General features: G+C 64.7%; 23 protein-coding genes and 1 pseudogene. 4 read left to right on the top strand and 20 right to left on the bottom strand.

Annotation, left to right across the window (positions count from 1 at the left end; genetic code table 11):
- Window positions 1-45: 45 nt before the first annotated feature.
- The 17 genes and pseudogenes from astA to gspE all read right to left on the bottom strand — a co-directional run bounded on the left by astA (window position 46) and on the right by gspE (window position 16324).
- Window positions 46-1062 (bottom strand): arginine N-succinyltransferase, encoded by a 1017-nt coding sequence (gene astA / locus GYB81_RS04550; protein ID WP_161866406.1) that lies wholly within the window; start codon window positions 1060-1062, stop codon window positions 46-48.
- A gap of 82 nt (window positions 1063-1144) precedes the next feature.
- Window positions 1145-2161 (bottom strand): arginine/ornithine succinyltransferase subunit alpha, encoded by a 1017-nt coding sequence (gene aruF / locus GYB81_RS04545; protein ID WP_161866407.1) that lies wholly within the window; start codon window positions 2159-2161, stop codon window positions 1145-1147.
- Between the two features lie 123 nt (window positions 2162-2284).
- Entirely contained in the window at window positions 2285-3505 is a 1221-nt protein-coding gene (locus GYB81_RS04540) for an aspartate aminotransferase family protein (RefSeq protein ID WP_161866408.1), read from the bottom strand.
- Between the two features lie 370 nt (window positions 3506-3875).
- A complete protein-coding gene (gene argR, locus GYB81_RS04535) occupies window positions 3876-4856 on the bottom strand; it encodes a transcriptional regulator ArgR (RefSeq protein ID WP_161866409.1) in 981 nt (326 codons plus the stop codon).
- A gap of 55 nt (window positions 4857-4911) precedes the next feature.
- Complete coding sequence (locus tag GYB81_RS04530) at window positions 4912-5676, bottom strand: ABC transporter ATP-binding protein (RefSeq protein ID WP_161866613.1); 765 nt, start codon at window positions 5674-5676, stop codon at window positions 4912-4914.
- A gap of 28 nt (window positions 5677-5704) precedes the next feature.
- The gene (locus GYB81_RS04525) at window positions 5705-6403 is read right to left on the bottom strand and encodes an ABC transporter permease (protein WP_161866410.1); all 699 of its coding nucleotides are present in this window, start codon (window positions 6401-6403) and stop codon (window positions 5705-5707) included.
- Window positions 6404-6413: 10 nt separating this feature from the next.
- Window positions 6414-7103: an ABC transporter permease gene (locus GYB81_RS04520; RefSeq protein WP_161866411.1), complete on the bottom strand. Its 690-nt coding sequence runs from the start codon at window positions 7101-7103 to the stop codon at window positions 6414-6416.
- Window positions 7104-7287: 184 nt separating this feature from the next.
- Complete coding sequence (locus GYB81_RS04515; protein ID WP_161866412.1) at window positions 7288-8061, bottom strand: ABC transporter substrate-binding protein; 774 nt, start codon at window positions 8059-8061, stop codon at window positions 7288-7290.
- A gap of 472 nt (window positions 8062-8533) precedes the next feature.
- Window positions 8534-9055: a type II secretion system protein M gene (locus tag GYB81_RS04510; RefSeq protein ID WP_161866413.1), complete on the bottom strand. Its 522-nt coding sequence runs from the start codon at window positions 9053-9055 to the stop codon at window positions 8534-8536.
- Between the two features lie 5 nt (window positions 9056-9060).
- Window positions 9061-10200 carry a type II secretion system protein GspL gene (gene gspL / locus GYB81_RS04505; RefSeq protein WP_161866414.1) on the bottom strand — a complete coding sequence of 380 codons (1140 nt, stop codon included), beginning with the start codon at window positions 10198-10200 and terminating at the stop codon, window positions 9061-9063.
- Complete coding sequence (gene gspK, locus GYB81_RS04500) at window positions 10197-11168, bottom strand: type II secretion system minor pseudopilin GspK (RefSeq protein ID WP_161866415.1); 972 nt, start codon at window positions 11166-11168, stop codon at window positions 10197-10199. Before gspK ends, gspL begins: the two co-directional genes overlap by 4 nt.
- Window positions 11165-11866, bottom strand: a complete 702-nt coding sequence (gspJ, locus tag GYB81_RS04495) for a type II secretion system minor pseudopilin GspJ (protein WP_161866416.1) — start codon at window positions 11864-11866, stop codon at window positions 11165-11167. Before gspJ ends, gspK begins: the two co-directional genes overlap by 4 nt.
- Before the next feature lie 41 nt (window positions 11867-11907).
- Window positions 11908-12294 (bottom strand): type II secretion system minor pseudopilin GspI, encoded by a 387-nt coding sequence (gene gspI / locus GYB81_RS04490; protein ID WP_161866417.1) that lies wholly within the window; start codon window positions 12292-12294, stop codon window positions 11908-11910.
- Window positions 12291-12785: pseudogene (gene gspH / locus GYB81_RS04485) on the bottom strand (type II secretion system minor pseudopilin GspH); the annotation flags it as partial. The gene gspI and the pseudogene gspH, both read right to left, overlap by 4 nt.
- Window positions 12786-12891: 106 nt before the next feature.
- On the bottom strand, window positions 12892-13344 hold the full coding sequence (gene gspG, locus GYB81_RS04480; RefSeq protein ID WP_161866418.1) for a type II secretion system major pseudopilin GspG: 453 nt from the start codon (window positions 13342-13344) through the stop codon (window positions 12892-12894).
- Window positions 13345-13495: 151 nt separating this feature from the next.
- A complete protein-coding gene (xcpS, locus tag GYB81_RS04475) occupies window positions 13496-14713 on the bottom strand; it encodes a GspF family T2SS innner membrane protein variant XcpS (RefSeq protein ID WP_161866419.1) in 1218 nt (405 codons plus the stop codon).
- Between the two features lie 123 nt (window positions 14714-14836).
- Entirely contained in the window at window positions 14837-16324 is a 1488-nt protein-coding gene (gspE, locus tag GYB81_RS04470) for a type II secretion system ATPase GspE (RefSeq protein ID WP_161866420.1), read from the bottom strand.
- Between the two features lie 230 nt (window positions 16325-16554).
- Here gspE and GYB81_RS04465 point away from each other — a divergent pair, with 230 nt between their 5' ends.
- Together GYB81_RS04465 and gspD are read left to right on the top strand one after the other, a co-directional pair.
- Window positions 16555-17202, top strand: a complete 648-nt coding sequence (locus GYB81_RS04465; RefSeq protein WP_233787480.1) for a type II secretion system protein N — start codon at window positions 16555-16557, stop codon at window positions 17200-17202.
- A gap of 4 nt (window positions 17203-17206) precedes the next feature.
- The gene (gene gspD / locus GYB81_RS04460) at window positions 17207-19150 is read left to right on the top strand and encodes a type II secretion system secretin GspD (protein WP_161866422.1); all 1944 of its coding nucleotides are present in this window, start codon (window positions 17207-17209) and stop codon (window positions 19148-19150) included.
- A 275-nt stretch (window positions 19151-19425) separates the two neighbouring features.
- Here the strand turns inward: gspD and GYB81_RS04455 are convergent, their stop codons facing one another.
- Entirely contained in the window at window positions 19426-21129 is a 1704-nt protein-coding gene (locus GYB81_RS04455) for an amidase (RefSeq protein ID WP_161866423.1), read from the bottom strand.
- Between the two features lie 319 nt (window positions 21130-21448).
- Here GYB81_RS04455 and GYB81_RS04450 point away from each other — a divergent pair, with 319 nt between their 5' ends.
- A complete protein-coding gene (locus tag GYB81_RS04450; protein WP_161866615.1) occupies window positions 21449-21838 on the top strand; it encodes a GFA family protein in 390 nt (129 codons plus the stop codon).
- A 10-nt stretch (window positions 21839-21848) separates the two neighbouring features.
- Here the strand turns inward: GYB81_RS04450 and GYB81_RS04445 are convergent, their stop codons facing one another.
- On the bottom strand, window positions 21849-22553 hold the full coding sequence (locus GYB81_RS04445; protein WP_161866424.1) for a class I SAM-dependent methyltransferase: 705 nt from the start codon (window positions 22551-22553) through the stop codon (window positions 21849-21851).
- Between the two features lie 186 nt (window positions 22554-22739).
- On the opposite strand from GYB81_RS04445, the gene GYB81_RS04440 reads away from it, so the two are divergent.
- Entirely contained in the window at window positions 22740-23801 is a 1062-nt protein-coding gene (locus GYB81_RS04440; RefSeq protein ID WP_161866425.1) for an AI-2E family transporter, read from the top strand.
- A gap of 99 nt (window positions 23802-23900) precedes the next feature.
- On the opposite strand, the gene GYB81_RS04435 is transcribed toward GYB81_RS04440, so the two are convergent.
- On the bottom strand, window positions 23901-24665 hold the full coding sequence (locus tag GYB81_RS04435) for an SDR family NAD(P)-dependent oxidoreductase (protein ID WP_161866426.1): 765 nt from the start codon (window positions 24663-24665) through the stop codon (window positions 23901-23903).
- Between the last annotated feature and the right edge of the window lie 202 nt (window positions 24666-24867).

Genomic DNA, 24867 nt, shown 5'->3' with positions numbered 1-24867 from the left:
CAGCATTTCCAGCGGCCTGCCTGGACCGCTGCACAAATCCATAACTCAGCCGTGCGCCGCCAGCGGCACGGCGCGCACCTGATCGCCAGCAGACAGGCGCAGGCGCTTGGCAGTCAGTGGAGCGACCACCAGCGTGCCGGCCGCCATGCGCGCCGGCGCGGCAGTGATGCGGCAGTCCTCACGCTTGCGGTTGTGCACCAGGAACGGCTCGGCGTCGTCGCCTGGCGTGCCGATGGCCAGCACCAGGTTCTGACTGTCGCGCACGGCGCGGATCTTTGCGGTTTGCGCCTCGATGGCCGGGCCTGCATCGAATATGTCGACGTAGCCCTGATAGCTGAAACCCTCAGCCTTGAGCATGGTCAGCGCCGGCTCGGTGTCCGGGTGCACGCGACCGATCACGGCCCGCGCATCGTCGGAAAGGAAACAGGTGTAAAGCGGAAACTTGGGCATCAGCTCGGCAATGAAGGCCTTGTTGCCGACGCCGGTGAGGTAGTCGGCCTGGGAAAATTCCATCTTGAAGAAATGCCGGCCGAGGCTTTCCCAGAACGGCGAACGCCCGCGGTCGTCCGACATCCCGCGCATCTCGGCGATGACCTTGTCACCGAACAGCTCGCGAAACTCGGCAATGAACAGAAGACGTGCCTTGGACAGCAGGCGGCCATTGAGGCCGCTGCGGTGATCGGCATGCAGGAACAGCGAGCACAATTCGGAATTGCCGGTCAGGTCGTTGGCCATGAACAGCGTCGGCACCTGGCGATGGATGTTCAGCTCCTGCGAAGCGCTAACGGTCAGGCCGACGCGGTAGTTGTACCAGGGCTCGCGCAGGCCGACGGCGCCAGCCACCGCAGAAATGCCCACAACCTTGCCGGCATCGTCTTCGAGCACGAACAGGTAGTCGGCATCGGCACGTTCGGCCTCACCGCGAAAGGCCTTCTCTGCCCAGCCGACCCGATGCGCCAGGCGCTGCTCGTTGGCCGGCAGCGTGGTCAGGCCTGCGCCGGTACTGCGAGCCAGGTCGATCAGGGCCGGCAAATCGGCGCTGCGCACGGGACGAACGATCATAAATCCTCCAGATTCCTCAAGAGCACCCTCGGCGCTCTCATCCGCCCTCGAAGGGCGCCCTCTCCAACCGGAGCAGAGCCTGTTAAACCGCTACCAACCTGACGCTGGCACCTTCCCCGACACCCAGTGCCTCGGCCGCCTGCGCGCTGAGCACCACAGGCTTGCCCGGCACCCAGTCGAGGTCGGCGACGATGGCGCGAAAATCCTGCAGCTGACCATTACTGACCAGGTACTGGCGGCCACCCGTCACGGCCTCGCCGATCTTCACCGGCACCAGGCGGCTTTGCGCAATGCTGCGAATGCCCGAGGTGCGCGCATGCAGCGTCGGGCCACCGTCGAAGATGTCGATGTAATGATCGGTCTCGAAGCCCTCGCGCATGAGGATGTCGAAGGTGATCTGCGCCCGCGGATGCACCTGCCCCATGGCCTCCTGCGCCTCGTCGGAGAGCAGCGGCACGTAGATCGGGTAATGCGGCATCAGCTCGGCGAGGAAGGTACGGCTCTTGAGGCCGCACAGACGCTCGGCTTCGGCGTAGGTCATATCGAAGAAGTTGCGCCCCACCGCATCCCAGAACGGCGAATCACCGTTCTCGTCGCTATGGCCGACGATCTCCACCACCACCGCGTCGGCGAAGCGTTCTGGATGTCCGGCCATGAACAACAGGCGCCCGCGCGAATTGAGCTCGGCGAACGCACTACTGACCAGCGGGCGCTCGACATAGAAGCTGGTGAGCAGGCTGTTGCCGGTCAGGTCGTGACACAGCGACAGCACGTGAATCTTGTTGTGGATCTTCAGCTCGCGCGAGTTGTGCACGAAGGTCTCGTTGCGAAAGCTGTAGAAGGGCTCGGAATAGCCAGCCGAGGCGACGATGCCGGAGCAGCCGACCAGTCGGCCGCTGTCGGTATCCTCGAGGACGAAGAAGTAGCTTTCCTCACCGTTGAAACTGACCTCGGCGGCGAAGGACGCCTCCGATGCGGCGATCTTGTCGCCCAGCCGGCCTGCGTCGTCCGGCAAGGAAGTGACACCCACCGGGCTGTCCGCAGCCAGTCGCTGCACATCCGCCAGGTCCGCCATTTGCGCAGGGCGCATCACCAGCATGGGTCACTCCTTCTAAACACGGAAGCTGCAAGATTCGTAGTCAGGCTCGGGCACACCGCCGTGGGAGGCGCTTGAGCGGCGATATTCGCGGCAAAGCCCCTCTCACAGCGAGTCAGCAAGGACTCAGGCCACCGTCAGTTTGCTCAGCGCACGCTCGAACCGGGCCAGGCCCTCTTCGATATCGGCCTCATCGACCACCAGGCTCGGGGCGAAACGCACCACGTCCGGACCGGCCTGCAGAATCATCAGGCCTTCGGCCGTGGCGGCATCGAGCACCTGCTTGGCCTTGCCCTTCCACGCGTCATTCAGCACGCAGCCGAGCAGCAGGCCCATGCCGCGCACGTGCTCGAACAGGCCGTACTGCTTGCCCAGCGCCAGCAGACGAGTCTTGAACTGTTCGCTCTTGGCCTTGACGCCATCCAGGGTCTGACGGGTGTTGACGATGTCCAGTACCGCCTCGCCGACCGCACAGGCCAGCGGGTTGCCGCCGTAGGTGGTGCCGTGGGTGCCGGGCGAGAAATGCTTGGCCAGGTCGGTGGTGGTGAGCATCGCCGCGATGGGGAAACCGCCGCCCAGGCTCTTGGCGCTGGACAGAATGTCGGGCACTACGCCGTAGTTCATGTAGGCGAACAGCTCGCCGGTACGGCCCATGCCGCTCTGCACTTCATCGAACACCAGCAGCGCGTTGTGCGCGTTGCACAGCTCGCGGGCGCCTTCCAGGTAGGCCTTGTCCGCCGGCAGTACCCCGCCTTCACCCTGCACGGGTTCCAGCACCACGGCGCAGGTCTTGTCCGATATGGCGGCTTTCAGCGCTTCCAGATCGTTGTACGGCACATGAGTGATGCCCTGGATCTTCGGGCCGAAACCGTCGGAATACTTCGGCTGGCCACCGACGCTGACGGTGAACAGGGTGCGGCCGTGGAAGCTGTTGGTGGCGGCGATGATCTCGTGCTTTTCCGCGCCGAAACGGTCATGAGCGACGCGACGCGCCAGCTTGAACGCGGCCTCGTTGGCCTCGGCACCGGAGTTGCAGAAGAACACGCGCTCGGCAAAGGTCGCCTCGACCAGCTTCTTGCCCAGACGCAGCGTCGGCTCGTTGGTGAACACGTTGGAGATGTGCCACAGGGTATTGGCCTGCTCGGTCAGCGCCGCGACCAGCGCCGGGTGGCAGTGGCCCAGCACGTTGACGGCGATGCCGCCGGCGAAGTCGATCAGCTCTCGGCCGCTCTGATCCCAGACTCGCGAACCCAGGCCGCGCACCGGGACGAAGGCAGCAGGGGCGTAGTTGGGGACCATGAACTGGTCGAAGTCGGCGCGTTGCACCGCATCGTGCTGAACGGACATCAAAGCTCTCCTGATGAGAAATACCGGTCGCAGGCAGGCGACGAAACGCCCGAAACGACTGGGAATGCAAGGATTGTAGGGACTGAATCGGGGCCGGCATTGTCGCCATGCGACAACTTCTTACAGCGCCACCCCAGGTTTTCCGCGGGTTGTCGCCCAAGCGACAGAAAGCGTCGGAAAGGCGCAGTTTAATCGCAGATCGCCGCCGGGAGCACGCCGCCGGAAAAAATCTCCGCAGGCTGACTGGTCAGTATCGAAAGTCCTGCTCGCCTAGCCCGGATGAAAGCCGGGATCGACGTCAGATACCCCGGATTTCATCCGGGCTACAGCTAGCGCGCCGTGGGAGGGGCTTTAGCCGCGACAGCCCTGGTCAACCGCGCTCGACGGGGCTGGAGGTCAACTCGAAGGGGCTGTTGCTGCGGCGCTGGTTGCGATCATCGCGCGGCGTGGCGCCGAAGAAGTTGCGGTAGGCGCTGGAGAAGTGCGGCCCCGAGGAGAAACCGCAGGAAAGGCCGATCTGGATGATCGACTTGCTGGTCTGCATCAGCAGTTGGCGCGCCTTGTTCAGGCGCAGCTCCAGGTAGTACTGGCTGGGCACACGATTGAGATACTGCTTGAAGATGCGTTCCAGCTGCCGGCGCGACACGCACACGTGCTGGGCGATCTCGTCGGTGGTCAGCGGCTCCTCGATATTAGCCTCCATCAGCAGCACGGCCTGGGTCAACTTCGGGTGGCTGGAGCCGAGGCGATTCTGCAACGGAATGCGCTGACGCTCACCGCCCTCGCGAATACGCTCGACCACCAGCTCCTCACTCACCGCACCGGCCAGTTCGGCGCCATGATCGCGCGCCAGCAGCGCCAGCAGCAGATCGAGCACGGCCATGCCGCCGCAAGCAGTCAGGCGATCACGATCCCAGTCGAACAGATGACTGGTGGCGATGACCTTGGGGAAGCGCTCGGAAAAATCATCCTGCCAGCGCCAGTGCACCGCCGCACGATAACCATCGAGCAGGCCGAGCTGAGCCAGCGGATAGACCCCCGCAGACAGCCCGCCGATCACGCAACCGCTGCGCACCTGTTGCTTGAGCGCGGCCGCCAGGCCGGCGGACACCTGCGCCGGCGGCGCATCGGCCAGCAGGAACAGCTTGTCCAGCCCCTCCAGATGCCCGGCCCAGGGTTCGCCCGGCAGACGCCAGTCACCGGCCGCCAGCGGCTCGGCCTGGAGGAATACCAGCTCGTATACCACTTCCGGATGCACACGCTGGGCAACGCGCAGTGCTTCCTCCGCCAGAGACAACGTCAGAGCCTTGGTGCCGGGCCAGTAGAGAAAGCCGATTCGATGGGGGGTCATTAGCGTCTATTCAATAGGTTCAACGCACCAGTTAAGTGCGCAGTCTAGCTTCTTATTATTTGAGACTACCGGAAAGGAACTGCTTGAGCCGCTCGGATTGCGGGTTGGCCAGCACTTCCTTCGGGCAACCACTCTCCTCCACCAGCCCCTTGTGCAGGAATACCAGCTGGTTCGACACCTCGCGGGCAAAACCCATTTCGTGGGTCACCACCACCATAGTGCGGCCTTCGGTAGCCAGATCCTGCATCACCTTGAGCACTTCGCCGACCAGCTCCGGGTCAAGTGCCGAAGTCGGCTCGTCGAACAGCATCACTTCCGGCTCCATCGCCAGGGCACGGGCAATGGCCACACGCTGCTGCTCGCCACCGCTCATGTGCGCCGGGTAGGCGTCCTTGCGGTGCGCCACGCCAACCTTGGCCAGGTAGTGCTCGGCCTTGTCACGCGCCTCGGCCTTGCGTACGCCAAGCACGTGCACCGGCGCTTCCATCACGTTTTCCAGGGCGCTCATGTGCGACCACAGGTTGAAGTGCTGGAACACCATGGCCAGGCGCGAGCGCATGCGCTGCAACTGCCTGGCATCGGCGGCGCGCAGCGAACCGTCCTTGGCCTGCACCAGCTTCAGCTCTTCGTTGTTGAGCAGAATCTTGCCGGCATGCGGCTGTTCCAGCAGGTTCAGGCAGCGCAGGAAGGTGCTTTTGCCCGAGCCACTGGAGCCGATGATGCTGATCACGTCGCCGGCCTTGGCCGCCATCGACACGCCCTTGATCACCTCGTGGCTGCCGTAGCGCTTGTGCAGGTCCTGAACTTCGAGTTTGTACATGTTCGGGTTCTCTTGAATCGTCATGGCGTCAGGCCTTGCGCGGCGCCAGGTAGGCCAGCCAGCGGCGCTCGGCCAGCTTGAACAGGCGCACCAGGATGAAGGTCAGCGCCAGGTAGAACAGGCCGGCAGTGACGTAGGCTTCGAACGGCAGGTAGTACTGCGAGCTGACGGTCTTGGCCGCACCGGTGATGTCGATAAGGGTCACCACCGAGGCCAGGCTGGTGGTGTGCAGCATCATGATCACCTCGTTGCTGTACTGCGGCAGCGCGCGACGCAACGCCGACGGCAGCAGAATGCGCCGATACAGTTTGCCGCGCGACATGCCCATGGCCTTGGCTGCCTCGATCTCGCCGGGCGGCGTGGCCTTGAGGCTGCCTGCGAGGATTTCAGCCGTGTAGGCACTGGTGTTGATGGCGAAGGCCAGGCAGGCGCAGAAGGTGGCGCTGGACAGGTAGGGCCACATGAAACTCTCACGCACGGCGTCGAACTGGGCCAGCCCGTAATACAGCAGGTACAGCTGCACCAGCATGGGCGTGCCACGGATCACATAGGTGTAGAGCCACGCCGGGAAGTTGATCAGCTTTTGTCTGGACACCCGCATGATCGCCAGCGGCACCGCCAGCAGCAGGCCCACGGCCAGCGCAATGATCAGCAGCTTGAGGGTCACCAGCACACCACCGAAATACAGCGGCAGGCTGTCGAGTACCACGTTGTAATCGAAAAGCATGGTCACTCCCTCAGAGCTCGGCGGCTTTCACGCCGACCGAATAGCGCCGCTCGAGATAGCGCAACACCAGCAGCGACACACTGGTGATTGCCAGATACACGGCCGCCGCCAGGAGAATGTAGGTGAACGGTTCGCGGGTCGCATCACCGGCGCTCTTGGCGCGGGCCATCATGTCCTGCAGCCCGACCAGGGAGATCAGCGCGGTGGCCTTGACCAGTACCAGCCAGTTGTTGGTGATGCCGGGAATCGCCAGACGGATCATCTGCGGCACGAGGATGCGAAAGAACACCCGCAGCGGGCTCATGCCATAGGCCAGGCCCGCCTCGCCCTGCCCCTTGGGGATGGCCATGAAGGCGCCGCGGAAGGTCTCCGACAGATAGGCGCCGTAAATGAAGCCCAGCGTGCCGACACCTGCCACGAACGGATTGATGTCGATGTAATCCTCATAGCCCAGCAACGGAGCGATGCGGTTCACCAGATCCTGGCCGCCGAAGAAGATCAGCAGGATCAGCACCAGCTCGGGAATACCGCGAATCACCGTGGCGTAGGTCTCACCCATCAGGGCCAGCCATCTCACTGGTGACAGACGAAAAGCCGCGCCGAGCAGACCAAGCGCGACAGCGACCGCCATCGACAGCAGCGCCAGCTGCACGGTAAGCCAGGCACCGTCGAGAATGGTCGAGCCGTAGCCTTGAAGCATGCGCCAATACCTCGCAGGCACCAGGATGGCGCCGTATCGCACAAAGAAAATGGATGTCGCCGGGGCGACGAACACACCTGAATGCCAGCACAGGCGAACAGGCAGCGATCTCTAGAGAATGAACCAAGAAAAAAGTGGCACAACCTCGGCAAAGGTTAGTGCCACTTCATCTGCCTCGGCGCGTTTACTCGCCGTAAACGTCGAAGTCGAAGTACTTGTCCTGCACTTCCTTGTACTTGCCGTTGGCGCGAATGGCCAGGATGGCTGCGCTGATCTTGTCGGCCAGCGCCTTGTCACCCTTGCGCACGGCGATACCCTGGCCTTCACCGAAGTACTTAACGTCGGTGAAGTCCGGACCTACGAAGGCGAAACCCTTACCGCCGTCGGTCTTGAGGAAGCCGTCATCGATGTTCACCGAGTCGGCCAGGGTGGCATCCAGGCGGCCGGACTGCATGTCGAGGAAGATTTCGTTCTGCGAGCTGTAACGCACGATCTCGGCACCCGCCGGGGCAAAGACATCGGTGGCGTAACGGTCATACACGGAGGAGCGCTGCACGCCGACCTTCTTGCCTTTCAGGTCGACCAGCGGATCCTCGAACTCGGTACCGGCCTTCATGGCCAACTTGGCGGGAGTGGCGTAGTACTTGCCGGTAAAGTCCACGGACTTCTTGCGATCTTCGGTGATCGACATGGACGACAGTACGGCGTCGAACTTGCGCACCTTCAACGCCGGGATCAGACCGTCGAACTCCTGCTCGATCCACTTGCACTCGACCTTCATCTCTTCGCACAGAGCATTGCCGATGTCGTAGTCGAAGCCGGCAATCTGACCATCGGGAGTCTTGAATGCGAAGGGTGGGTAGGCCGCCTCGATGCCAATGCGCAGCGGCTTTTCAGCCAGCGCCAGGGGCGACATCAGGGACAGCGCCAGGGCGCCTAGCAGTGCGATCTTCTTCATTCTTTGCTCCTTCGAATTGGGTATGGCATCGATGGCAGTGAGGGGCCCGGGCCTTTTATGGGTTGTATAAGGCAGTGCTGCGCTGTCGTGGTGGACGGGCGACAAAGGGGCCTTGGCTGGGTGAGCGGCATTCTAGCGGCAGGCAATGAGGCGATATTTCCTCAATGCGACAACTAATTACAGAAGCATTGGATGCGCCGGGCGAAGATATTGACAGCTTCAAAAAGGAGTGATCAAGCAGAAAAAGGTAAACGGATATCTACAGCAAGACTCAGGCCAGGTATCAATAAAGGCCCATTTCATGGGCGCCGATGACTCTCGCTCCGGTCATCGTCGTTGAAACCGGCACCCTAACCGGGCACCAACGTTCCCTAACCGCCCAATCGGGTGCGCGATGTTACCGTGACCATGCAGCCCACCCAAGGCGGCGCCCGCCTGCGACCCTCACAAAAAGCCGCCGCGCGTGGCGCACCTACCCCTCTACGCGCAGGCTGAGGCGCGAGATCACCCGGTTCTCCTCGGCGCGATCCAGCCCGGCCTCCTCGACGCGTATGCCCTGCCCTTCCAGCGCCTCGATCCAGCGCAGCAACTGGGCGAATGCGACCGGCTGCAGGTTGACCTGCACGGCGCCAAAGCCTTCGGTATCCAGCCGCTCGATTACCAGCCCCTGCTCGGCCGCAGTGGCTGTGACCACACCCTGCAGGCGCGCGGGGTCGAGGCTGGCGCGTGGCTGCAGGTCACGGCCCTGTACCTGCGGCGCACGGCTTTGCAGGTACGCATACAGGGCGCGCTGCTCCTCGAACGCGGCGCGTGCCTCATCTGCGTGGCGCTGCGCCGGTTGCCACAACGCCAGATAGAACAGCACCAGCAGCAGAAAGACGCTCAGCGCCATCAGCGCCAGACGATCACGCGCCGGCAGCCCCTGCCAGCGCAGTGCCAACGGCGAGCGCTGCCAATGCTGATGCAGGCTTTCGCTCAGGCTCATCTTCGACATGCCGCTCATCCCCCTATTACCACGCGTGCGCTGACACCCTCGGCCTCGCGGCTGGCAGAGCCCATCTGCACGGAAAGCCCCGCCGCCTCCAGGCGTTCGCGCAAGCGCTCCAGTTCGGCGAACCCGGGCGCCTGCAACTGCAGCGACAGATCAGCGCGAGTCGCACTGTAGTCGAGCTGGTTGACCTGCACCTGCGCAGCGCCATCGGCATGCAAAGCGGCAGCCACCTCGGCTAGCAATCCCAGTAGCGGGCTGTCGCTGCCGGCGGACTGCGCCAGATGCTGATCGAACTGCGCGCGCAGGTTGATCAGCTTGTTGTCCTGCGGAAACAGCGCGCGATACAGCGCCTCGCTGGACGCGGAATAGGCATCGGCCTCACGCTGCAGGTACCAGCCCTGCGCCAGATTGAAGCCCCACTGCAAGACCAGGCACAGCGCCAACACCCCGGCCAGCGGGCGCCAGCGCAGCCAACCCTCGCCGCTCTGGCGCAGGGCGAACGCGCCCTGCGCCAGATCGACGGAACCACCCTGCTGCGCCAGCCATTGGTGCGCATCCACCAACTGCAGGCCTTCGTCGACCGGCTCGGGCAGCGCCTGGCCGGCCGGCGCTCGTGCGATGCATGGCGACGTGCAACGTGCCACCAGCGCCGGCCAATCCTCGCGCTGCAGGGCCAGACGCCAGGGCGCTTCCCCACCCAGCAGCCAGCGCGACTGCAACCAGAGCAACTGGCTGCCCTGGCGCGGCAGCAGATCGGCATCGACACGGATGGCCTGCGGCGGCTGCGCGACGAACAGCGCCAGGCACTCGCGCAGCCAGGCGGCGCGCACGGCATAGACCCGATGCCGGCCATCGGCCAGGCGCTCGCCCAGCGCCAAGTGCATCAATTCGACGTCCTCGGCGAGCAGCTCCTCCACTGCGAACGGCAGCGCCTGGCGCATCCAGCGCGCCTTCTGCGTCGGTAATTGCACGGCACATGCGGCAACGGCCTCCACCGGCAGCACCAGCTCCCAGTGCGCCGGCAAATCCGCCAGGGCATCGGACAGGCTCAGGGCACGGCTGCCATCTGCCGTGACCCACTGCACGGACAGGTCCGCGGAGAGGTCGTGGCTCGCCTCGGGCGGCAGAAAGATCCATAGGGGTGTCATTCTTGTTCTTCCTCGATCGGTGCTGGTGGCATCCCGCCCTGCCCCAGGTCACGCGCCAGGACACTGACCTGGCCATCATTGCTGCGCTGCAACAGGCTGCGCAAGACCACCCGGCGCTCGCCCAGGCTGACCTCGCTGAACACTTCGAAATACTGACTGCCAACCGCCAAGCCCTGCACCACCTGCTCACCCAGTCCGGCCAGCGCTGGCTGCGCGGCGAAGGCTGCCGGGCTGGCATGACCCTCGGCGCCCCGTGCGGCGATCAGTGCCATGGCCGCATCCGGCGTCAGACCCTCGGACAGGCTGGAGAGCACCATGGCACTGGCCGTGTTGACGTTTAGCAGCGCCTCGCTGGGCAATGCGCTGACGAAGGGCAGCAAACGGCGATAGTCGGCCTCCTCCATCTCCAGCAACAGGCGCAACTCGGAGACGTCGGTGATCTCGCGGTTGGCCGCACGGTACGGCGGCGTCGCCAGCAGGTACTGGCTGTCCTCGGCGCCGTTGCCGCCCTGCGGCTCACTGTCATGGTCCAGCCAGTCCAGCAGGCGCTCGGCGTAAGGTTTGTCGATGCCCAGGCGCAGCAGCAGGCGACGCAGGCGCAACACCGCCAACTCATTGGGCCGCCCCTGGCGCACCAGGCTGTTGAGATTGAAGCGCCCGCTTGGGTCGACGATGCGTACCCGCAGCTCACCGCCTTCATCCAGGGGGAACACCAGTGGCCTGGCCCAAGGCTCCATGAGGTGATCAACCGGCTGACGCGGATCGCCGCGGCGCAGATCTCGCTCCAGTAGCGCCTTGGCCAGGGTCTCGCCGCCCAGCGCGTAGTGCCAGGCCTGGGTCACGTGCAACTGGTTGGCACTGCTGCGGATCGACAGCTGCTGCCGCGCGATCAACCCGGCGCAGACCACCGTGACCACGGCAACCACCAGCAATACGGTGATCAGGGCCACCCCGTTCTGGCGCCTCATGACTGCGGCACCTCGGCCGGATCGCCCGCCGGCGCACCGCTGCGGTTCTGCACCGGCAGGTCCGGCAGGCGCAACAGACGACGCAGCTCGCCATAGCGACGATGCTGCAGGCGCAGCTCCACCGCACGCGGCAGCTCGGTGAGCAGGCCGTCGCCCGTCGCATTGGCCGGCGGCCAGTCGGGCTGCCACTGCCCGTCCTTGTCCAGGTAGCGCAGGCTCAGCGACTCGACACCCTCGAGCGCCTGCTGGATCTGCGGCGCACTGTCCTGCGCCCGATCCAGCACACGCCAGTAACGCCGCTGCCATTGCTCGCCGCTGAGCTGCCAGCGTACGCGCTGTATCTCGGCGCGCGGCTGGCCGAGTGGGTTGCGCCAGCCGGCACGGCTCAGCTCCAGCGCCGTGGCATCGGCCAGATCACTGTGCAGCGCCGGCTGCGTATCACCGAAGGCATCGCGAATCGGCCGCACCGTCACCTGCCGCAGGTCGCGTTCGAAAGCGGACAAAGCACGAGTCAGCTCGCGCAACTGGCGCTCGTGTTCACGGGTGACGGCATCGGCGCTGAGCACGCTGTCGAGCATGCGGTAGGTGGCCAGGCCCAGCAGAGCGAAGATGGCGATGGCGATCAGCAGCTCCAGCAGGGTAAAGCCGCGCTGAGATGGTTTTGTAGGAGCCAGCGCTGCCCGCGAACCCGCATCCATACCGTTTCGCGAGCAAAGCTGGCTCCCACAGGGCAGACGAATCACTGCGGCGCCCCCAGAAAGCCGCTGAGGCTGACCAGTGCCCGCTCACGCAGATCACCGCTGGCGCCACGCTCTTCAGCGGCGACCCACAGCGTCACCCGACGCATGGCCGGCTCGCTGGTGGCCTGAATCTCGCTTTGCCAGAGCCAGCGACGCCCGGCGAACTCCACCTGCCCTTGGTCGCGGCCATCGGCTGGCGGCGTGTCGGCCAGTTGCAACTCGCTCAGACGATTGTCGGCCACCCACATGGCCAGGGTCCTGTCCTCGAGCTGACTGGCGGTACGCACGCTGCGTGCGCTGGCGGTCAGCACGCTGGCGGCGACCAGCGCGAAGATGGCCAGGGCTACCAGCACTTCGAGCAGGGTGAAGCCGCGCGCGCCCTTCATCGCGCACGCCCCGTACCCAGCTCCTCGACACGCGGCAGGCCGAAGCCGTCGCTGGACAATTGCAGGCGCAAACCATCGCGCCGGCGTTCGGCCAGACGCAGGCGAAAGGGCGTCAGCTCGCCGCTGGAGAGAATCAGCAGCTGCGGTGCGCCCGTGCTGCTCGTTGCCGGCAGGGCGAGCGCCTCGCCCTCGACCTCGAACGCCAACTCGGCCCACTCCGGCAAGGGGTGTGTCTGCCGATCCAGCGCCTGCCACTCGGCGCGCAGCGGGTCGTAACGCATCACCCGGTAACCCTCACGGGTGAAGCTCAGCCCGTATTCGCGGTTGTCCAGCACCGCTTCGTCGACCAGCACGCCGATCAGCCCGCTAAGCCGCTCGGCCTCGCTACGCAACTCGCGCGACGGCCCGGCGATGCCGGTACTGAACACCGCCAGACCGATCAGGCTGCTGAGGATGACCAGCACCACCAGCAGCTCGATCAGGGTGAAACCGCACTGGCCAGAGGTTGTAGGAGCAAGCTCTGCTCGCGAACATGGGCGTTGTCGAACGCTTCGCTCGCGGCACTCGCTCCTACAGGCGAACGACGGCATGGTCGGGTCAGAGATCCCAGTTGCCGATATCGGCGTTCAGCTCGCTGCCGCCCTGCTTGCCATCGGCGCCGAGCGAATAGAGATCGAAGGCGCCGCGGGTGCCGGGCGCCAGGTACTGATAGGGATTGCCCCAGGGGTCGATGGGCAGGCGCTTGAGGTAGCCGTCCTTGTTCCAGTTCTTCGCCGGCGGGTTGCCGCTCGGCTTGCTCACCAGCGCCTCCAACCCCTGCTGAGTGCTGGGGTAGTTGTGGTTGTCGAGCTTGTACATGTCCAGCGCCGCGCCGATGGCACGGATGTCGTTCTGCGCAGCGGTGACCTTGGCCTGATCCGGCCGGCTCATCACCTGCGGCACCACCAGCGCCGCCAGGATGCCCAGAATCACCACCACCACCATGATTTCAATCAGGGTGAAACCTGCCTGTCTTCTAGCAGACCGTCGAAACACTACCTGCGTTGCCATTGCTGCGTTAAAAACAGGCTCGGACTGCTCATTTACAGCTCGTAAAGTCGAACGCGACTCCGACCGAATCCTCGCCTGTTTTTGTGGGGCCGCCATCGGTATTGCACTGGTTTCCTCGACTACGTGTTTCAACAGTCTGCTATTCACCTAGTTACCCCACCATTTGGTTCAAAGAAAGAATCGGCAGCAGGATGGCCAGCACGATCACCAGCACCACTGCGCCCATGAATACCAGCATGAACGGCTCGAACAAGCCGACCAGCAAGGCGATCTGCGCGCTCAGATCGTTCTCCTGATTCTTCGCCGTGCGCGCCAACATCTGATCCAGCTCGCCGGAGCGTTCTCCGCTGGCGATCATGTGCAGCATCATCGGCGGGAACTGCCCGGTGGCCTCCAGCGAACGGGTCAGGCTGCCGCCCTCGCGCACCTTCTGCGCCGCCACCAGCACCTCGCCACGGATCACCCGGTTGCCGATCACCTCGCCGGCGATTGCCAACGCCTCGACCAGCGGCACGCCACTGCGGGTAAGGATCGCCAGGGTCGAGGCGAAGCGCGCGCAATCGGTGGCGCGGCCCAGCCGGCCGATCAGCGGCAGGCGCAGGAGAAAGCGATGCCAGCGCAGGCGGAAGGCCTCATCACGCAGCGCTGCGCGCAAGGCGATCACCGCCAATATCAGCGCGACCAGCGCAACCAGCCCCCAGGCCTTGACCCAGTCGCTCAGGGCGATCAGACCGCGGGTCAGGGCCGGCAGGGTCTGCCCGGAATCGACGAACACCTTGACCACATCCGGCACCACGTAGCCAAGCAGGAAGCCGACGATCAGCAGCGAGGCGCACATCAGAATCACCGGATAGAGCAAGGCCAGCTGCACCTTTTGCCGCGACTGCTGGCGCTGCTCGGTGTAGTCGGCCAATTGCTCCAGCACTGGGCCGAGGTGACCGGCGTGCTCACCCGCCGCCACCGTGGCGCGGTAGAGCTCGGGGAAGGCGGCCGGGAATTCCTTGAGACTGCCGGCCAGGCTGTGCCCCTCCAGCACGCGAGCGCGCACCGCCAGCAACATGCCCTGGATACGCGAACTGGTGGATTGCGCGGCAGCGGCGCGCAGTGCCTCCTCGATGGGCAGCGCCGCCTGGATCAGCGTCGCCAACTGGCGAGTGACCAGCGCCAGATCACGCGCCGAAAGACCACGGGCAAAGCCCAGGCGAGCGCCGCCACTGCCCTGCTCGCGGCTACGGGTGGCCTTGACCTCCAACGGCGCCAACTGGCGCTCGCGCAACAGCTGGCGCACCTGACGCGCGCTATCGGCCTCCAGCACGCCCTTTTGCTGGCGGCCGCGCCCATCCAGGGCGATATATTCAAAGGCCGCCATCGACAGGTCGCCCCAGCTGTCTGCGTAGGAGCGGCTTCAGCCGCGATTCACAATGGCCCGCGGCTGAAGCGCAATGCCGCCCTGCCGCTCCTGCAAGAGCCATTGCCAGTATCCCTCTCAGCATCATTCTTCTCGTGTCACGCGCAGCACTTCTTCCACCGTGGTCACCCCTTCCAGCACCTTGCGCCGCCCATCGTCGCGAATGCTCGGACCCAGGGTACGGGCGTGGCGGGTCATGTCCTGCTCGGACGCACGGCTGTGCACCAGGGTGCGCATGGTTTCGTCGAACACCACCAGTTCGTAGATACCCGTCCGCCCGCGATAGCCCTGCTGATGGCAGTGGGCGCAACCGCGGGCGTGATACAGCGTCGGCGGCTGGCTGGCCGGCACACCGAGCAACGCGCATTCGGCCGCATCGGCCGGGTAAGGTTCCTTGCACGCGGGGCACAGTACACGCACCAGGCGCTGGGCCAGTACGCCGAGCAGCGAGGACGAAAGCAGAAAGGGCTCCACGCCCATGTCCACCAGACGGGTGATGGCGCCGATGGCGCTGTTGGTGTGCAGGGTCGAGAGCACCAGGTGACCGGTCAGCGAGGCCTGCACGGCGATCTCGGCGGTTTCCTTGTCGCGGATCTCGCCGACCATCACCACGTCCGGATCCTGGCGCAGGATGGCGCGCAGGCCACGGGCGAAGGTCATGTCCACCTTGGTGTTGACCTGGGTCTGGCCGATGCCTTCGAGGTGATATTCGATGGGGTCCTCGACGGTGAGGATGTTGCGCGTGTGGTCGTTGAGGCTGACCAGGCTGGCGTACAGCGTGGTGGTCTTGCCCGAGCCGGTGGGCCCGGTGACCAGCAGGATGCCGTGGGGCTTGCGCACGGTCTGCTCCATCAGAGCGCGGTCCTCGCCGCGCATGCCCAGATGTTGCAGTGACAGGCGCCCGGCCTGCTTGTCGAGCAGACGCAACACCACACGCTCACCGTTGGCTGACGGCAGGGTCGACACGCGAATGTCCACCTCGCGCCCGCCGACCTTGAGCGAGATGCGTCCGTCCTGCGGTACGCGCTTCTCGGCGATGTCCAGCCGCGCCATCACCTTGACCCTTGAAACCAGCAGAGCGGCCAGTTCGCGTTTGGGCTCGAGCACCTCACGCAGGATGCCGTCCACACGAAAGCGCACCACCAGACGCTTCTCGAAGGTTTCCAGGTGGATATCGGAGGCGTTTTCCTTGATCGCCTCGCCGAGGATGGCGTTGATCAGGCGGATGATCGGCGCGTCGTCCTCCTGCTCCAGCAAGTCTTCGGTTTCCGGCACCTGATCGGCCAGCGAGGCCAGGTCGAGGCTGCCGCCGATGTCCTCGGCCAGCTGCATGGAAGCGGAGTCGTGTTGATAGGCAGCGCCCAGCGCCTGGGCAAATTCCTGGGCGCCGAGCACCTGCAGCGGCAGGCTTCGACCGGCGAAGCGCTGCGCCTCGGCCAGCGCGACCAGGTCGCAATCGGCGCGATGAGCCAGGCTGGCGCGGCCGTCATGTACGACGAACACCACGCCATGACGCTTGGCGAAGCTGAAGGGCAGGCGGCGCAGCGGAGTTTCGAGCAGCGAAGCGTTCATGCGAGACCTTAGAGCAGAACCTTATCCCGAGTCGTACAGCCTAACCTGACTGTTTGACCCAATGACTACACCTAGGACGGTCTTTTTGTAATGGTTATCAAATTATCTTTAACACATTGACCTCAAGTGCACACCCACTCCATTTGGGGGATGCCAAGCGCGCGCAGACTGCTATGATCAGCCCGCGACGCCCAGGCCATAAGAAGAAATAAAACGTCGTTTGCGGAGTAATGCCTTTGCCCACCCCGGCCCTTTCCCAACGGCTCAAGGACAATGCCCCGAGCCTGATCGGCATGCTCGTGCTGATCGCCCTGAGCGTCAGCCTGGCATGGCAGAGCGCTGAACTACTGCGCCTGGTGCGCGGCCCGGTTCAGCCGCCCACCGCGCCGAACGCGCCTAGTACCGAACAACGCGCCGAGGCGCCAATCGCCCAACTGTTCGGCACCCCGACTCAGGCCGATAGCGGCCCGCCACCGGCCACCAACCTGCAGCTGACCCTGCTCGGCAGCTTCGTCCACAGTGACCCGCAGCGCTCAAGCGCGCTGATCCAGCGCCACGGCCAGAGCGCTCAGCGCTACAGCGTCGGCACGGAAGTGGACAGCGGCGTGCGTCTGGACGCCGTTTACGCCGACCGCGTCGAACTGCTGCGCAATGGCCGCCGCGAAAGCCTCACCTTCCCGCGCCAGCAAAGCGGGCAGTACAGCTATACGCCGCCGGTCGAAGTCAGCGAAGACGATTCGCTGCAGCAACTCGATCAACTCGACCAGGACAACCTCGAACAACTGCGCCAGCGCATGCAAGAGCTGCGCGAACAGATGGAAGCCTCCGGCACCCCGCCGGAGGAAACGCCCGCCGAACAGCCCATGGAAAGCGACTGAACCGATGCATGTTCTCCGAAGCCGACTGACCCTTGCCCTCCTCGCCGCCGGCCTGGCCACTGCTCCCCTGCCCCTGCTCGCGCAGATCGAACAGGTGCCGGCCAGCGCCAATCAGCAGGAGGAAAGCTGGACCATCAACCTCAAAGGCGCCGACATCCGCGAGTTCATCGACCAGATCGCCAGCATCACCGGGCAGACCTTCGTCGTCGATCCGCGTGTGAAGGGCCAGGTCAACGTGGTATCGAGCACGCCGCTGGGGCTGTCCGAGGTCTATCAGCTGTTCCTCTCGGTGATGGCCACCCATGGCTTCAGCGTGCTGACCCAGGGCGACCAGGCACGCATCGTGCCCAACGCCGAAGCCAAGGCCGAAGCCGATGCCGGCCGCCCGGCGCCGGATCGCCTGGAAACCCGGCTGATCCAGGTACAGCACGCGCCAGTAGCCGAACTGATCCCGCTGATCCGCCCGCTGGTGCCGCAGTACGGCCACCTGGCGGCCGTTACCTCGGCCAACGCGCTGATCATCAGCGACCGCAGCGCCAACATCGCACGCATCGAAGACCTGATGCGCCAGCTCGACCAGAGCGGCGCACAGGACTTCAGTGTGGTCACCCTGCAGCACGCCTGGGTGATGGACGCCGCCGAGGTGCTCAATGCCTCCATCGCCCGCGGCCAGGCCAAAGGTACCAGCGCCACTCAGGTGGTGGCCGATGCCCGCACCAACCGTCTGATCCTGCTCGGCCCACCGGAAGCCCGCGCCAAACTGGCCGACCTCGCCCGCTCGCTGGACAGTCCCAGCAGCCGTTCGGCCAATACGCGAGTGATTCGCCTGCGCCACAACGACGCAAAATCCCTGGCCGAAACCCTTGGCGAAATCTCCGAAGGGCTGAAGAATCAGGAAGGCAGCGAAACCACCGGCAGACAGTCGAATATCCTCATCCGCGCCGACGAGAGCCTCAACGCCCTGGTGCTACTGGCCGAACCCGATCTGGTCGCCACCCTCGAAGACATCGTGCGTCAGCTCGATGTGCCGCGCGCGCAGGTGATGGTCGAGGCCGCCATCGTCGAGGTATCCGGTGACATCACCGATGCCCTCGGCGTGCAGTGGGCGGTGGATGCTCGCGGCCGGACCGGCGGCCTGGGCGGGGTGAATTTCGGCGGTACCGGCCTGTCGGTCGGCACCGTGCTGCAGATTCTGCAGAGCGGCGAGATACCAGAAAACACCACCCTGCCCGACGGCGCCATCATCGGTGTCGGCAGCGACCGTTTCGGCGCGCTGATCACCGCACTGTCGGCCAACAGCAAGAGCAACCTGCTGTCCACCCCGAGCCTGCTGACCCTGGACAACCAGAAGGCGGAAATCCTCGTCGGCCAGAACGTGCCCTTCCAGACCGGTTCCTACACCACCGACGCCTCGGGTGCCGGCAACCCCTTCACCACCATCGAGCGCAAGGACATCGGCGTGACCCTCAAGGTCACCCCGCATATCAACGAAGGTGCCACCCTGCGCCTGGAGATCGAGCAGGAGATTTCCTCCATCGCCCCGAGTACCGGGCTCAACGCCCAGGCAGTCGACCTGGTGACCAACAAACGCTCGATCAAGAGCACCATCCTTGCCGACGACGGCCAGGTGATCGTGCTCGGCGGCCTGATTCAGGACGATGTCACCCAGGCCACTTCCAAGGTGCCGCTGCTGGGCGACATCCCATTGCTCGGCGGCCTGTTCCGCTCAACGCGCGACTCGCACATCAAACGCAACCTGATGGTCTTCCTGCGGCCCACGGTGGTGCGTGACGGGGCCGGCCTGGCGGCGCTTTCCGGCAAGAAGTACAGCGATATCCGCATCATCGGCAATGGCGGCAGGAACGACGGCCGCCCAAGCATCCTGCCCAGCCAGCCGAGCCAACTGTTCGATGGTCAGGGCGTACCGGCGGTGGATTTGCGCCAGTAAGACGGGGCGCTGGGCACCACCCGCCGGAATATGGCGGGTCGCCCCGCCCTACGCACTGGATCGTGGCGCGTCACGAACCGTGGCAGGCGCTTTAGCGGCGACGGTCTCTACAGCAATCGCGGCTAAAGCCGCTCCCACTTAGTCAGCGCTGCTTCCCTTTCCACGATGGAAAGAGGCGTTAAGTGCCCCTCTGTAGGAGCGAGCTCTGCTCGCGAAAAGCGATTCGCGAGCGGAGCTCGCTCCTACACGCAATGCGCGCGACCAGCGGGGCCTGATCAGCCCAAAGGCGGCGTACGCGGCGGCACCTGGCGCTTGTTGCCGGTAGACTCATAAGCCGCCGCCAGTTGCAGCAGCGCATTGTCGTCGTAGGCACGGCCGGCGAAGGTCAGCCCCACCGGCATGCCGATATCGGCCATCACGCCCATCGGCACGGTCACGGTCGGCACACCCTGGTGACGGATCGCCAGGTTGCCATTGGCGACCCACACGCCATTGCTCCAGGCGATATCGGCGGAAGCCGGGTTGACGTCGGCATCGGCCGGACCCACATCGGCCACCGTGGGAAACAGCACCGCATCCAGCCCCAGTCGATCCATCCAGTCTTCCAGATCGATCTTGCGAATCTGCTCCAGGCCGCGCAGGCCATCGGGCAGCGTGGCGATCTGATCCCAGGGTTTGATGCCGCGCTTGGCCATGTTGACGTACTCGTCCATGCCCGCCGCCAGGTCGCCCTCGCGGTTCGGCAGCGTGCCCGGGTCATGCGGGAAAATCTGCGGGCCATCCACGTCGGCCAGGCGATTGAGTTTCGGGTCGCCATTGGCGCGCAAAAAATCATCGAAAGCCCAGCCGCTGAGCTCCCACAGCTCGTCATGCAGGAACTCCGGTGTGACGATGCCGCGATTGAACACGGTCGGCGCGCCGGGGCGGTCGCCCTCGCAGTTCGACACCAGCGGGAAGTCCACTTCCACCACTTCGGCGCCCGCCGCTTCCAGTACCTGACGCGCGGCTTCCCACAGGGCAATCACCGTCGGCCGGGTGTGGATGCGCTGACCGGTAGGCCCACCGATGCCGGGCGACTCGCTGGTGCCGGCGGCTTCGTCCTTGTTGATGAACATCTTCGGCACGCCCAGGCGTTTGCCCTTGAGCGCGTCGGCCTTGGCGGCAAGCGCCAGGTAGGATTCGGGGCGCACATCGGAAGCCTTGGGGATAGGCACCCAGGGCTGCATGCGCCACAGGTCGCCACGGGTGTCCGGGTCATCGGCCACCACCACGTCGAGCACCTCGAGCAGATCGGCCATGGTGCGGGCATAGGGCACCACCACGTCCATGGTCGGCGTCAGCGGCCAGTTGCCGCGCACCGAGATCACCCCACGCGACGGCGTATAGGCACACAGGCCGTTGTTCGAAGCCGGCCCGCGCCCGCTGGACCAGGTTTCCTCGGCGAGGCCGAAGGCCGAAAAACTGGCAGCAGTGGCCGTGCCGGCGCCATTGGACGAGCCCGAGGCAAAGGGTGCAGTCAGGTAATCGGCGTTGTACGGGCTTTCAGCGCGGCCATACACGCCGCGCTGCATGCCGCCATTGGCCATTGGCGGCATGTTGGTCTTGCCCAGGCAGATGGCACCAGCGGCGCGCAGGCGCTCGATGGTGAAGGCGTCGCGCTGCGCGATCAGATCCTTGAATGCGGGGCTACCCGAGGCAGCCGTCAGGCCCTTGACCAGATAGCTGTCCTTGGCGGTGTAAGGGATGCCATCGAGCGGACCGAGGGTTTCGCCACGGGCGCGACGAGCGTCGGAAGCCTCAGCCTCCTTGAGTGCATCGGGGTTGCGCACCACCACTGCATTGAGTTTGGTGGGTGTGTTCGGGCCATCATAGGCATCGATACGTGCCAGGTAGGCCTTGACCAGTTCGACCGCCGTGGTGCGGCCGGACTCCAGCGCGGCACGCAGCTCGGCGATGGAAACTTCGGTTACCTCGATCATGGTGTCATCACTCGCAGAGGGCGGGCCGGTCTCGCCGGCCCCGGGTGAGAAAGCAGTGCGTTCACGGCCGATGCTCAGAGGCAGATCGAGCCGCGCAACTATGTGCCCGATGATACATGCCGCCGAGCCTGAGCAGCAGCCTGCGGCCGATGGTCAGGCACCTCGCGATGTTATGCAGCCTTGGCACTATGCTTCAGGAAGGCTCATGACCGGCGAAGGATCGGGCGAAATTGCGCAGGGCTTGAACGCCCCCCGGCCTTCCTGCCATCTCCTGCTATGTTTTCAGCTCCTGCATGCCAAACCACTGGAGGACGAGGACATGGATCGGCACACCGGCGGCTGCCTTTGCGGCCAGGTACGTTTCGAAACCAGCGGCCAGCCTTATCGCGTCGGCGTGTGCCACTGCATGGACTGCCGCAAGCACCATGGGGCACTCTTTCATACGTCTGCGATATTCCCGCAGGACGCGGTGACGATAGAGGGCGAAACCGGCCAGTACGCCGGTCGGCACTTCTGCCCGCGCTGCGGCTCATCGGTATACGGACGCTCGGCGGATGAAATCGAAGTGAACGTCGGCTCGCTGGACGAACCGGACCGTTTCACTCCGACCTACGAACTCTGGACCATCCGCCGCGAGGCGTGGCTGCCGCCCTTTCCCTTCAACCGGCACTACCCGCGCGACCGGGACCGCAGCCAGCGCCAGGAGTAGCGAGCGACCTTCAAACCGCTGCCTCGCGAGAGCACAGCCAAGCGTGCATCAGCCCGACCTGGAAGAACTGCGTCGGCGCCGTGAAGCCGCCCGCCTGAATGATGCCAGCCACCTCCTGCGCCGGCAGCACCGCGACGTCGCGTGCATAGGCCGCTCGCACCCGTTCCAGCATCTGCGCATCGACGCCAGCCGATGACATCAACATCATCCAGCCAGGCAGCAGCACCTCGTAGGCTGGCGAGTGGATATCCGATGCGAGGTCGGCATTGGCCAGCAGCCCGCCTGGCTTCAACCGCTGCGCGATCTGCCGGAAGAAGCCGGTACGCCTCTGCACGTCGGTGAAAAACTGCGATACCAGAAAGCAGGTGGCGCCGTCATAGGTCTGACCTGCCGCCAGCGTCTCCAGATAGCCCTCATGAAAGTCGCAGCGATGGGCAAAACCGCCGCGCTCTGCCCGCTGGCGACACTTCTGCAGCATCGCTGCGGAGGGGTCCAGTGCCGTGAAGCGCCAACCGGGAAAGCGCTCGGCCAGATGGGCGATCTCGGCCCCCGTACCGGCGCCTACACAGAGAATCCGCGCATCGGCCGGCAGCCCGATGAGCAGCGCATCGAGCAGCAGATACAGCGCCTCGCGAATGGGCGCCATACCTGCCCATTGCTGGTCGTAACCTGCCGCCTGCTGGTCGAACAGCGCCTTGATTTCCTCGTCACGCATAGCGAAGCCTCCGTCGAATGATCGTCCTTACGCTCTCCAGTATCCCAGAGCTGTCAAGTCCTCCCGCCGGCCCGAAATGGAATCAGCCACAACGCCGGAATGAGCGATCTGCCAATGTTGAATTTGTTGGCACTTTGCCAGAGCTTCGGGTGACTAACGGGCATGCCCACTCCCAGCGGACCCGACATGCAGAACCCGACCTTCGAACAGAAAGCCTTCATCCTGCTACTCGTGCTGGTGACCATCGCCTTCTTCTGGATACTGCTGCCGTTCTACGGGGCGGTGTTCTGGGCCATGGTGCTGGCGGTGGTGTTCGCCCCCCTGCAGGAGCGCCTGATCCGCCGCACTGGCGGGCGAAGCAACCTGGCGGCCCTGCTGACGTCGGTCATCTGTCTGCTGGTGGCCATCTTGCCGGTGATCTTCATCGCTTCTGCCGTGGTGGCCGAAGGCACTGCCCTCTATCAGAAACTGGAGTCCGGCGAGCTGGACATCGGCACCTACGTCACCAGCTTCGTCCAGATGTTGCCGCCCTCGGTACAGGAACAACTCGATCGCGTCGGCATGAGCGATCTCGACGGCCTGCGCGAGCAGATCTCCAAAGGCGCCATGGCCGGCAGCCAATACCTAGCCACCAAGGTCTTCGCAATCGGCCAGGGCACCTTCGAATTCTTCATCGGCTTCTTTGTCATGCTGTACCTGCTGTTCTTCCTGCTGCGCGACGGCAAGGAGCTGGTCCGCAAGATCCGCACCGCCATTCCTCTGGCGGACACCACCAAACGCCGCCTGCAGATCAAATTCACCCGTGTGGTACGCGCCACGGTGAAAGGCAACGTGGTAGTCGCCGCGGTACAGGGCACCCTAGGCGGTCTCATCTTCTGGGTGCTGGGCATCTACAGCCCGCTGCTGTGGGGCGTGCTGATGGCCTTCCTGTCGCTGCTGCCGGCAGCCGGTGCCGGTATCGTCTGGGCGCCAGTTGCGATGTACCTGATGTTCAGCGGCAGCCTGTGGCAAGGCGTGATTCTCACCGCCTTCGGCGTACTGGTGATCGGGCTGGTGGACAACATCCTGCGCCCCATTCTGGTCGGCAAGGACACCCGCATGCCCGACTACCTCATCCTCATTTCCACCCTCGGCGGCCTCTCTTTGCTGGGCCTCAACGGTTTCGTGATCGGCCCGCTGGTGGCCGCATTGTTCGTCGCCAGTTGGAATCTGTTCGCGGCAAAGAAAAAGGTCCGGCTGCCGGATTGATGCAAACTGAAACCTCGGCGCAAAGGTGCCGTGCACGCTCATCCGAGGGCAATGCGCTGCCCCAGCCGCAGCAAGACGCAGCGCATCACCCAGGGCTGGTCAGCCAGCCGTCACGGTCATACCGCCATCGACCATGACCACGGCGCCAACCATGAAGCTCGCCCGTTCTGACGCCAGGAAGGCAACCACTTCGGCAATTTCCTGCGGCTGAGCCGCACGACCGATCGGCGCGCTCTCGCCGTGCTGGGCCAGAAACGCCGGACCGTCTTCCACCACATCGTTGAGGATGTTGGTCACAACGTCCCCCGAGCCGACGGCATTGACCCGAATGCCATGCTCGATGGCCTCGAGCGCCAGCGTGCGGGTGAGCTGGGCCAGCGCCCCCTTCGAAGCGGCATAGGCAGCGATCGTGGGAAAGGCGAAGTAAGAGGCATAGGAGGCGATGTTGACGATCGCACCGGCCTTGTTCGGCATCATCACCTTCATCGCCTCGCGGCAATGCAGAAAGGCGGCGGTGGCGTTGACGGCCTGGATGCGCTCCCAATCCTGTCGGGTCATTTCCACCAGCGCCTTGTTGATGATGATGCCCGCATTGTTCACCAGGATATCGAGCCGACCGAAGTGCTCGACCGCCAGCGTCACCGCACGCTCGGCGGCGCCGTCCTCGGTGATGTCCGCCACCAGCGGCACCAGCCCCGGCCGGGCCAGCTGTTCCACGGCAGGATCGATATCTTCGGCGATGACCCTGGCTCCGCGAGCATGCAGCAAAAGCGCGGTAACCCTGCCGATGCCGCTGGCAGCGCCCGTGATCAGGGCGACTTTGCCCGCGACTTCCTGGGTGGTGATGTTCTTGATGTCAGCCATGGTGATTCCTCCTCATTCGGCGAGCACACAGGGTGCGTTAGAAGACGGTTTCATCCTCTCCCGGTTGGCCATGGCCGGCTTTCGCCGCGTTGCGTGGGCTGTCGCGATCTTGCGCGCAATCCGCATGAGTCCGCTCTGGCATGCACGGCTGGCAGCCCGGCGCCGGTGCGCTAACCTGTCCAGCGCCGCCCTGACATCGGGC

Origin of the sequence: Pseudomonas yangonensis (assembly GCF_009932725.1) — a bacterium.
Taxonomy (GTDB): Bacteria; Pseudomonadota; Gammaproteobacteria; order Pseudomonadales; family Pseudomonadaceae; genus Aquipseudomonas; species Aquipseudomonas yangonensis.
Note: the sequence above shows the minus strand (reverse complement) of the source record. Positions and strands in the feature narration are given on the sequence as shown.

Excerpts from the sequence above, each read along its gene's own strand:
- astA (WP_161866406.1), bottom strand. The coding sequence starts at position 1,062 with ATGATCGTTCGTCCCGTGCGCAGCGCCGATTTGCCGGCCCTGATCGAC.
- aruF (WP_161866407.1), bottom strand. The coding sequence starts at position 2,161 with ATGCTGGTGATGCGCCCTGCGCAAATGGCGGACCTGGCGGATGTGCAG.
- GYB81_RS04540 (WP_161866408.1), bottom strand. The coding sequence starts at position 3,505 with ATGTCCGTTCAGCACGATGCGGTGCAACGCGCCGACTTCGACCAGTTC.
- argR (WP_161866409.1), bottom strand. The coding sequence starts at position 4,856 with ATGACCCCCCATCGAATCGGCTTTCTCTACTGGCCCGGCACCAAGGCT.
- GYB81_RS04530 (WP_161866613.1), bottom strand. The coding sequence starts at position 5,676 with ATGTACAAACTCGAAGTTCAGGACCTGCACAAGCGCTACGGCAGCCAC.
- GYB81_RS04525 (WP_161866410.1), bottom strand. The coding sequence starts at position 6,403 with ATGCTTTTCGATTACAACGTGGTACTCGACAGCCTGCCGCTGTATTTC.
- GYB81_RS04520 (WP_161866411.1), bottom strand. The coding sequence starts at position 7,103 with ATGCTTCAAGGCTACGGCTCGACCATTCTCGACGGTGCCTGGCTTACC.
- GYB81_RS04515 (WP_161866412.1), bottom strand. The coding sequence starts at position 8,061 with ATGAAGAAGATCGCACTGCTAGGCGCCCTGGCGCTGTCCCTGATGTCG.
- GYB81_RS04510 (WP_161866413.1), bottom strand. The coding sequence starts at position 9,055 with ATGTCGAAGATGAGCCTGAGCGAAAGCCTGCATCAGCATTGGCAGCGC.
- gspL (WP_161866414.1), bottom strand. The coding sequence starts at position 10,200 with ATGACACCCCTATGGATCTTTCTGCCGCCCGAGGCGAGCCACGACCTC.
- gspK (WP_161866415.1), bottom strand. The coding sequence starts at position 11,168 with ATGAGGCGCCAGAACGGGGTGGCCCTGATCACCGTATTGCTGGTGGTT.
- gspJ (WP_161866416.1), bottom strand. The coding sequence starts at position 11,866 with ATGGATGCGGGTTCGCGGGCAGCGCTGGCTCCTACAAAACCATCTCAG.
- gspI (WP_161866417.1), bottom strand. The coding sequence starts at position 12,294 with ATGAAGGGCGCGCGCGGCTTCACCCTGCTCGAAGTGCTGGTAGCCCTG.
- gspG (WP_161866418.1), bottom strand. The coding sequence starts at position 13,344 with ATGGCAACGCAGGTAGTGTTTCGACGGTCTGCTAGAAGACAGGCAGGT.
- xcpS (WP_161866419.1), bottom strand. The coding sequence starts at position 14,713 with ATGGCGGCCTTTGAATATATCGCCCTGGATGGGCGCGGCCGCCAGCAA.
- gspE (WP_161866420.1), bottom strand. The coding sequence starts at position 16,324 with ATGAACGCTTCGCTGCTCGAAACTCCGCTGCGCCGCCTGCCCTTCAGC.
- GYB81_RS04465 (WP_233787480.1), top strand. The coding sequence starts at position 16,555 with ATGCCTTTGCCCACCCCGGCCCTTTCCCAACGGCTCAAGGACAATGCC.
- gspD (WP_161866422.1), top strand. The coding sequence starts at position 17,207 with ATGCATGTTCTCCGAAGCCGACTGACCCTTGCCCTCCTCGCCGCCGGC.
- GYB81_RS04455 (WP_161866423.1), bottom strand. The coding sequence starts at position 21,129 with ATGATCGAGGTAACCGAAGTTTCCATCGCCGAGCTGCGTGCCGCGCTG.
- GYB81_RS04450 (WP_161866615.1), top strand. The coding sequence starts at position 21,449 with ATGGATCGGCACACCGGCGGCTGCCTTTGCGGCCAGGTACGTTTCGAA.
- GYB81_RS04445 (WP_161866424.1), bottom strand. The coding sequence starts at position 22,553 with ATGCGTGACGAGGAAATCAAGGCGCTGTTCGACCAGCAGGCGGCAGGT.
- GYB81_RS04440 (WP_161866425.1), top strand. The coding sequence starts at position 22,740 with ATGCAGAACCCGACCTTCGAACAGAAAGCCTTCATCCTGCTACTCGTG.
- GYB81_RS04435 (WP_161866426.1), bottom strand. The coding sequence starts at position 24,665 with ATGGCTGACATCAAGAACATCACCACCCAGGAAGTCGCGGGCAAAGTC.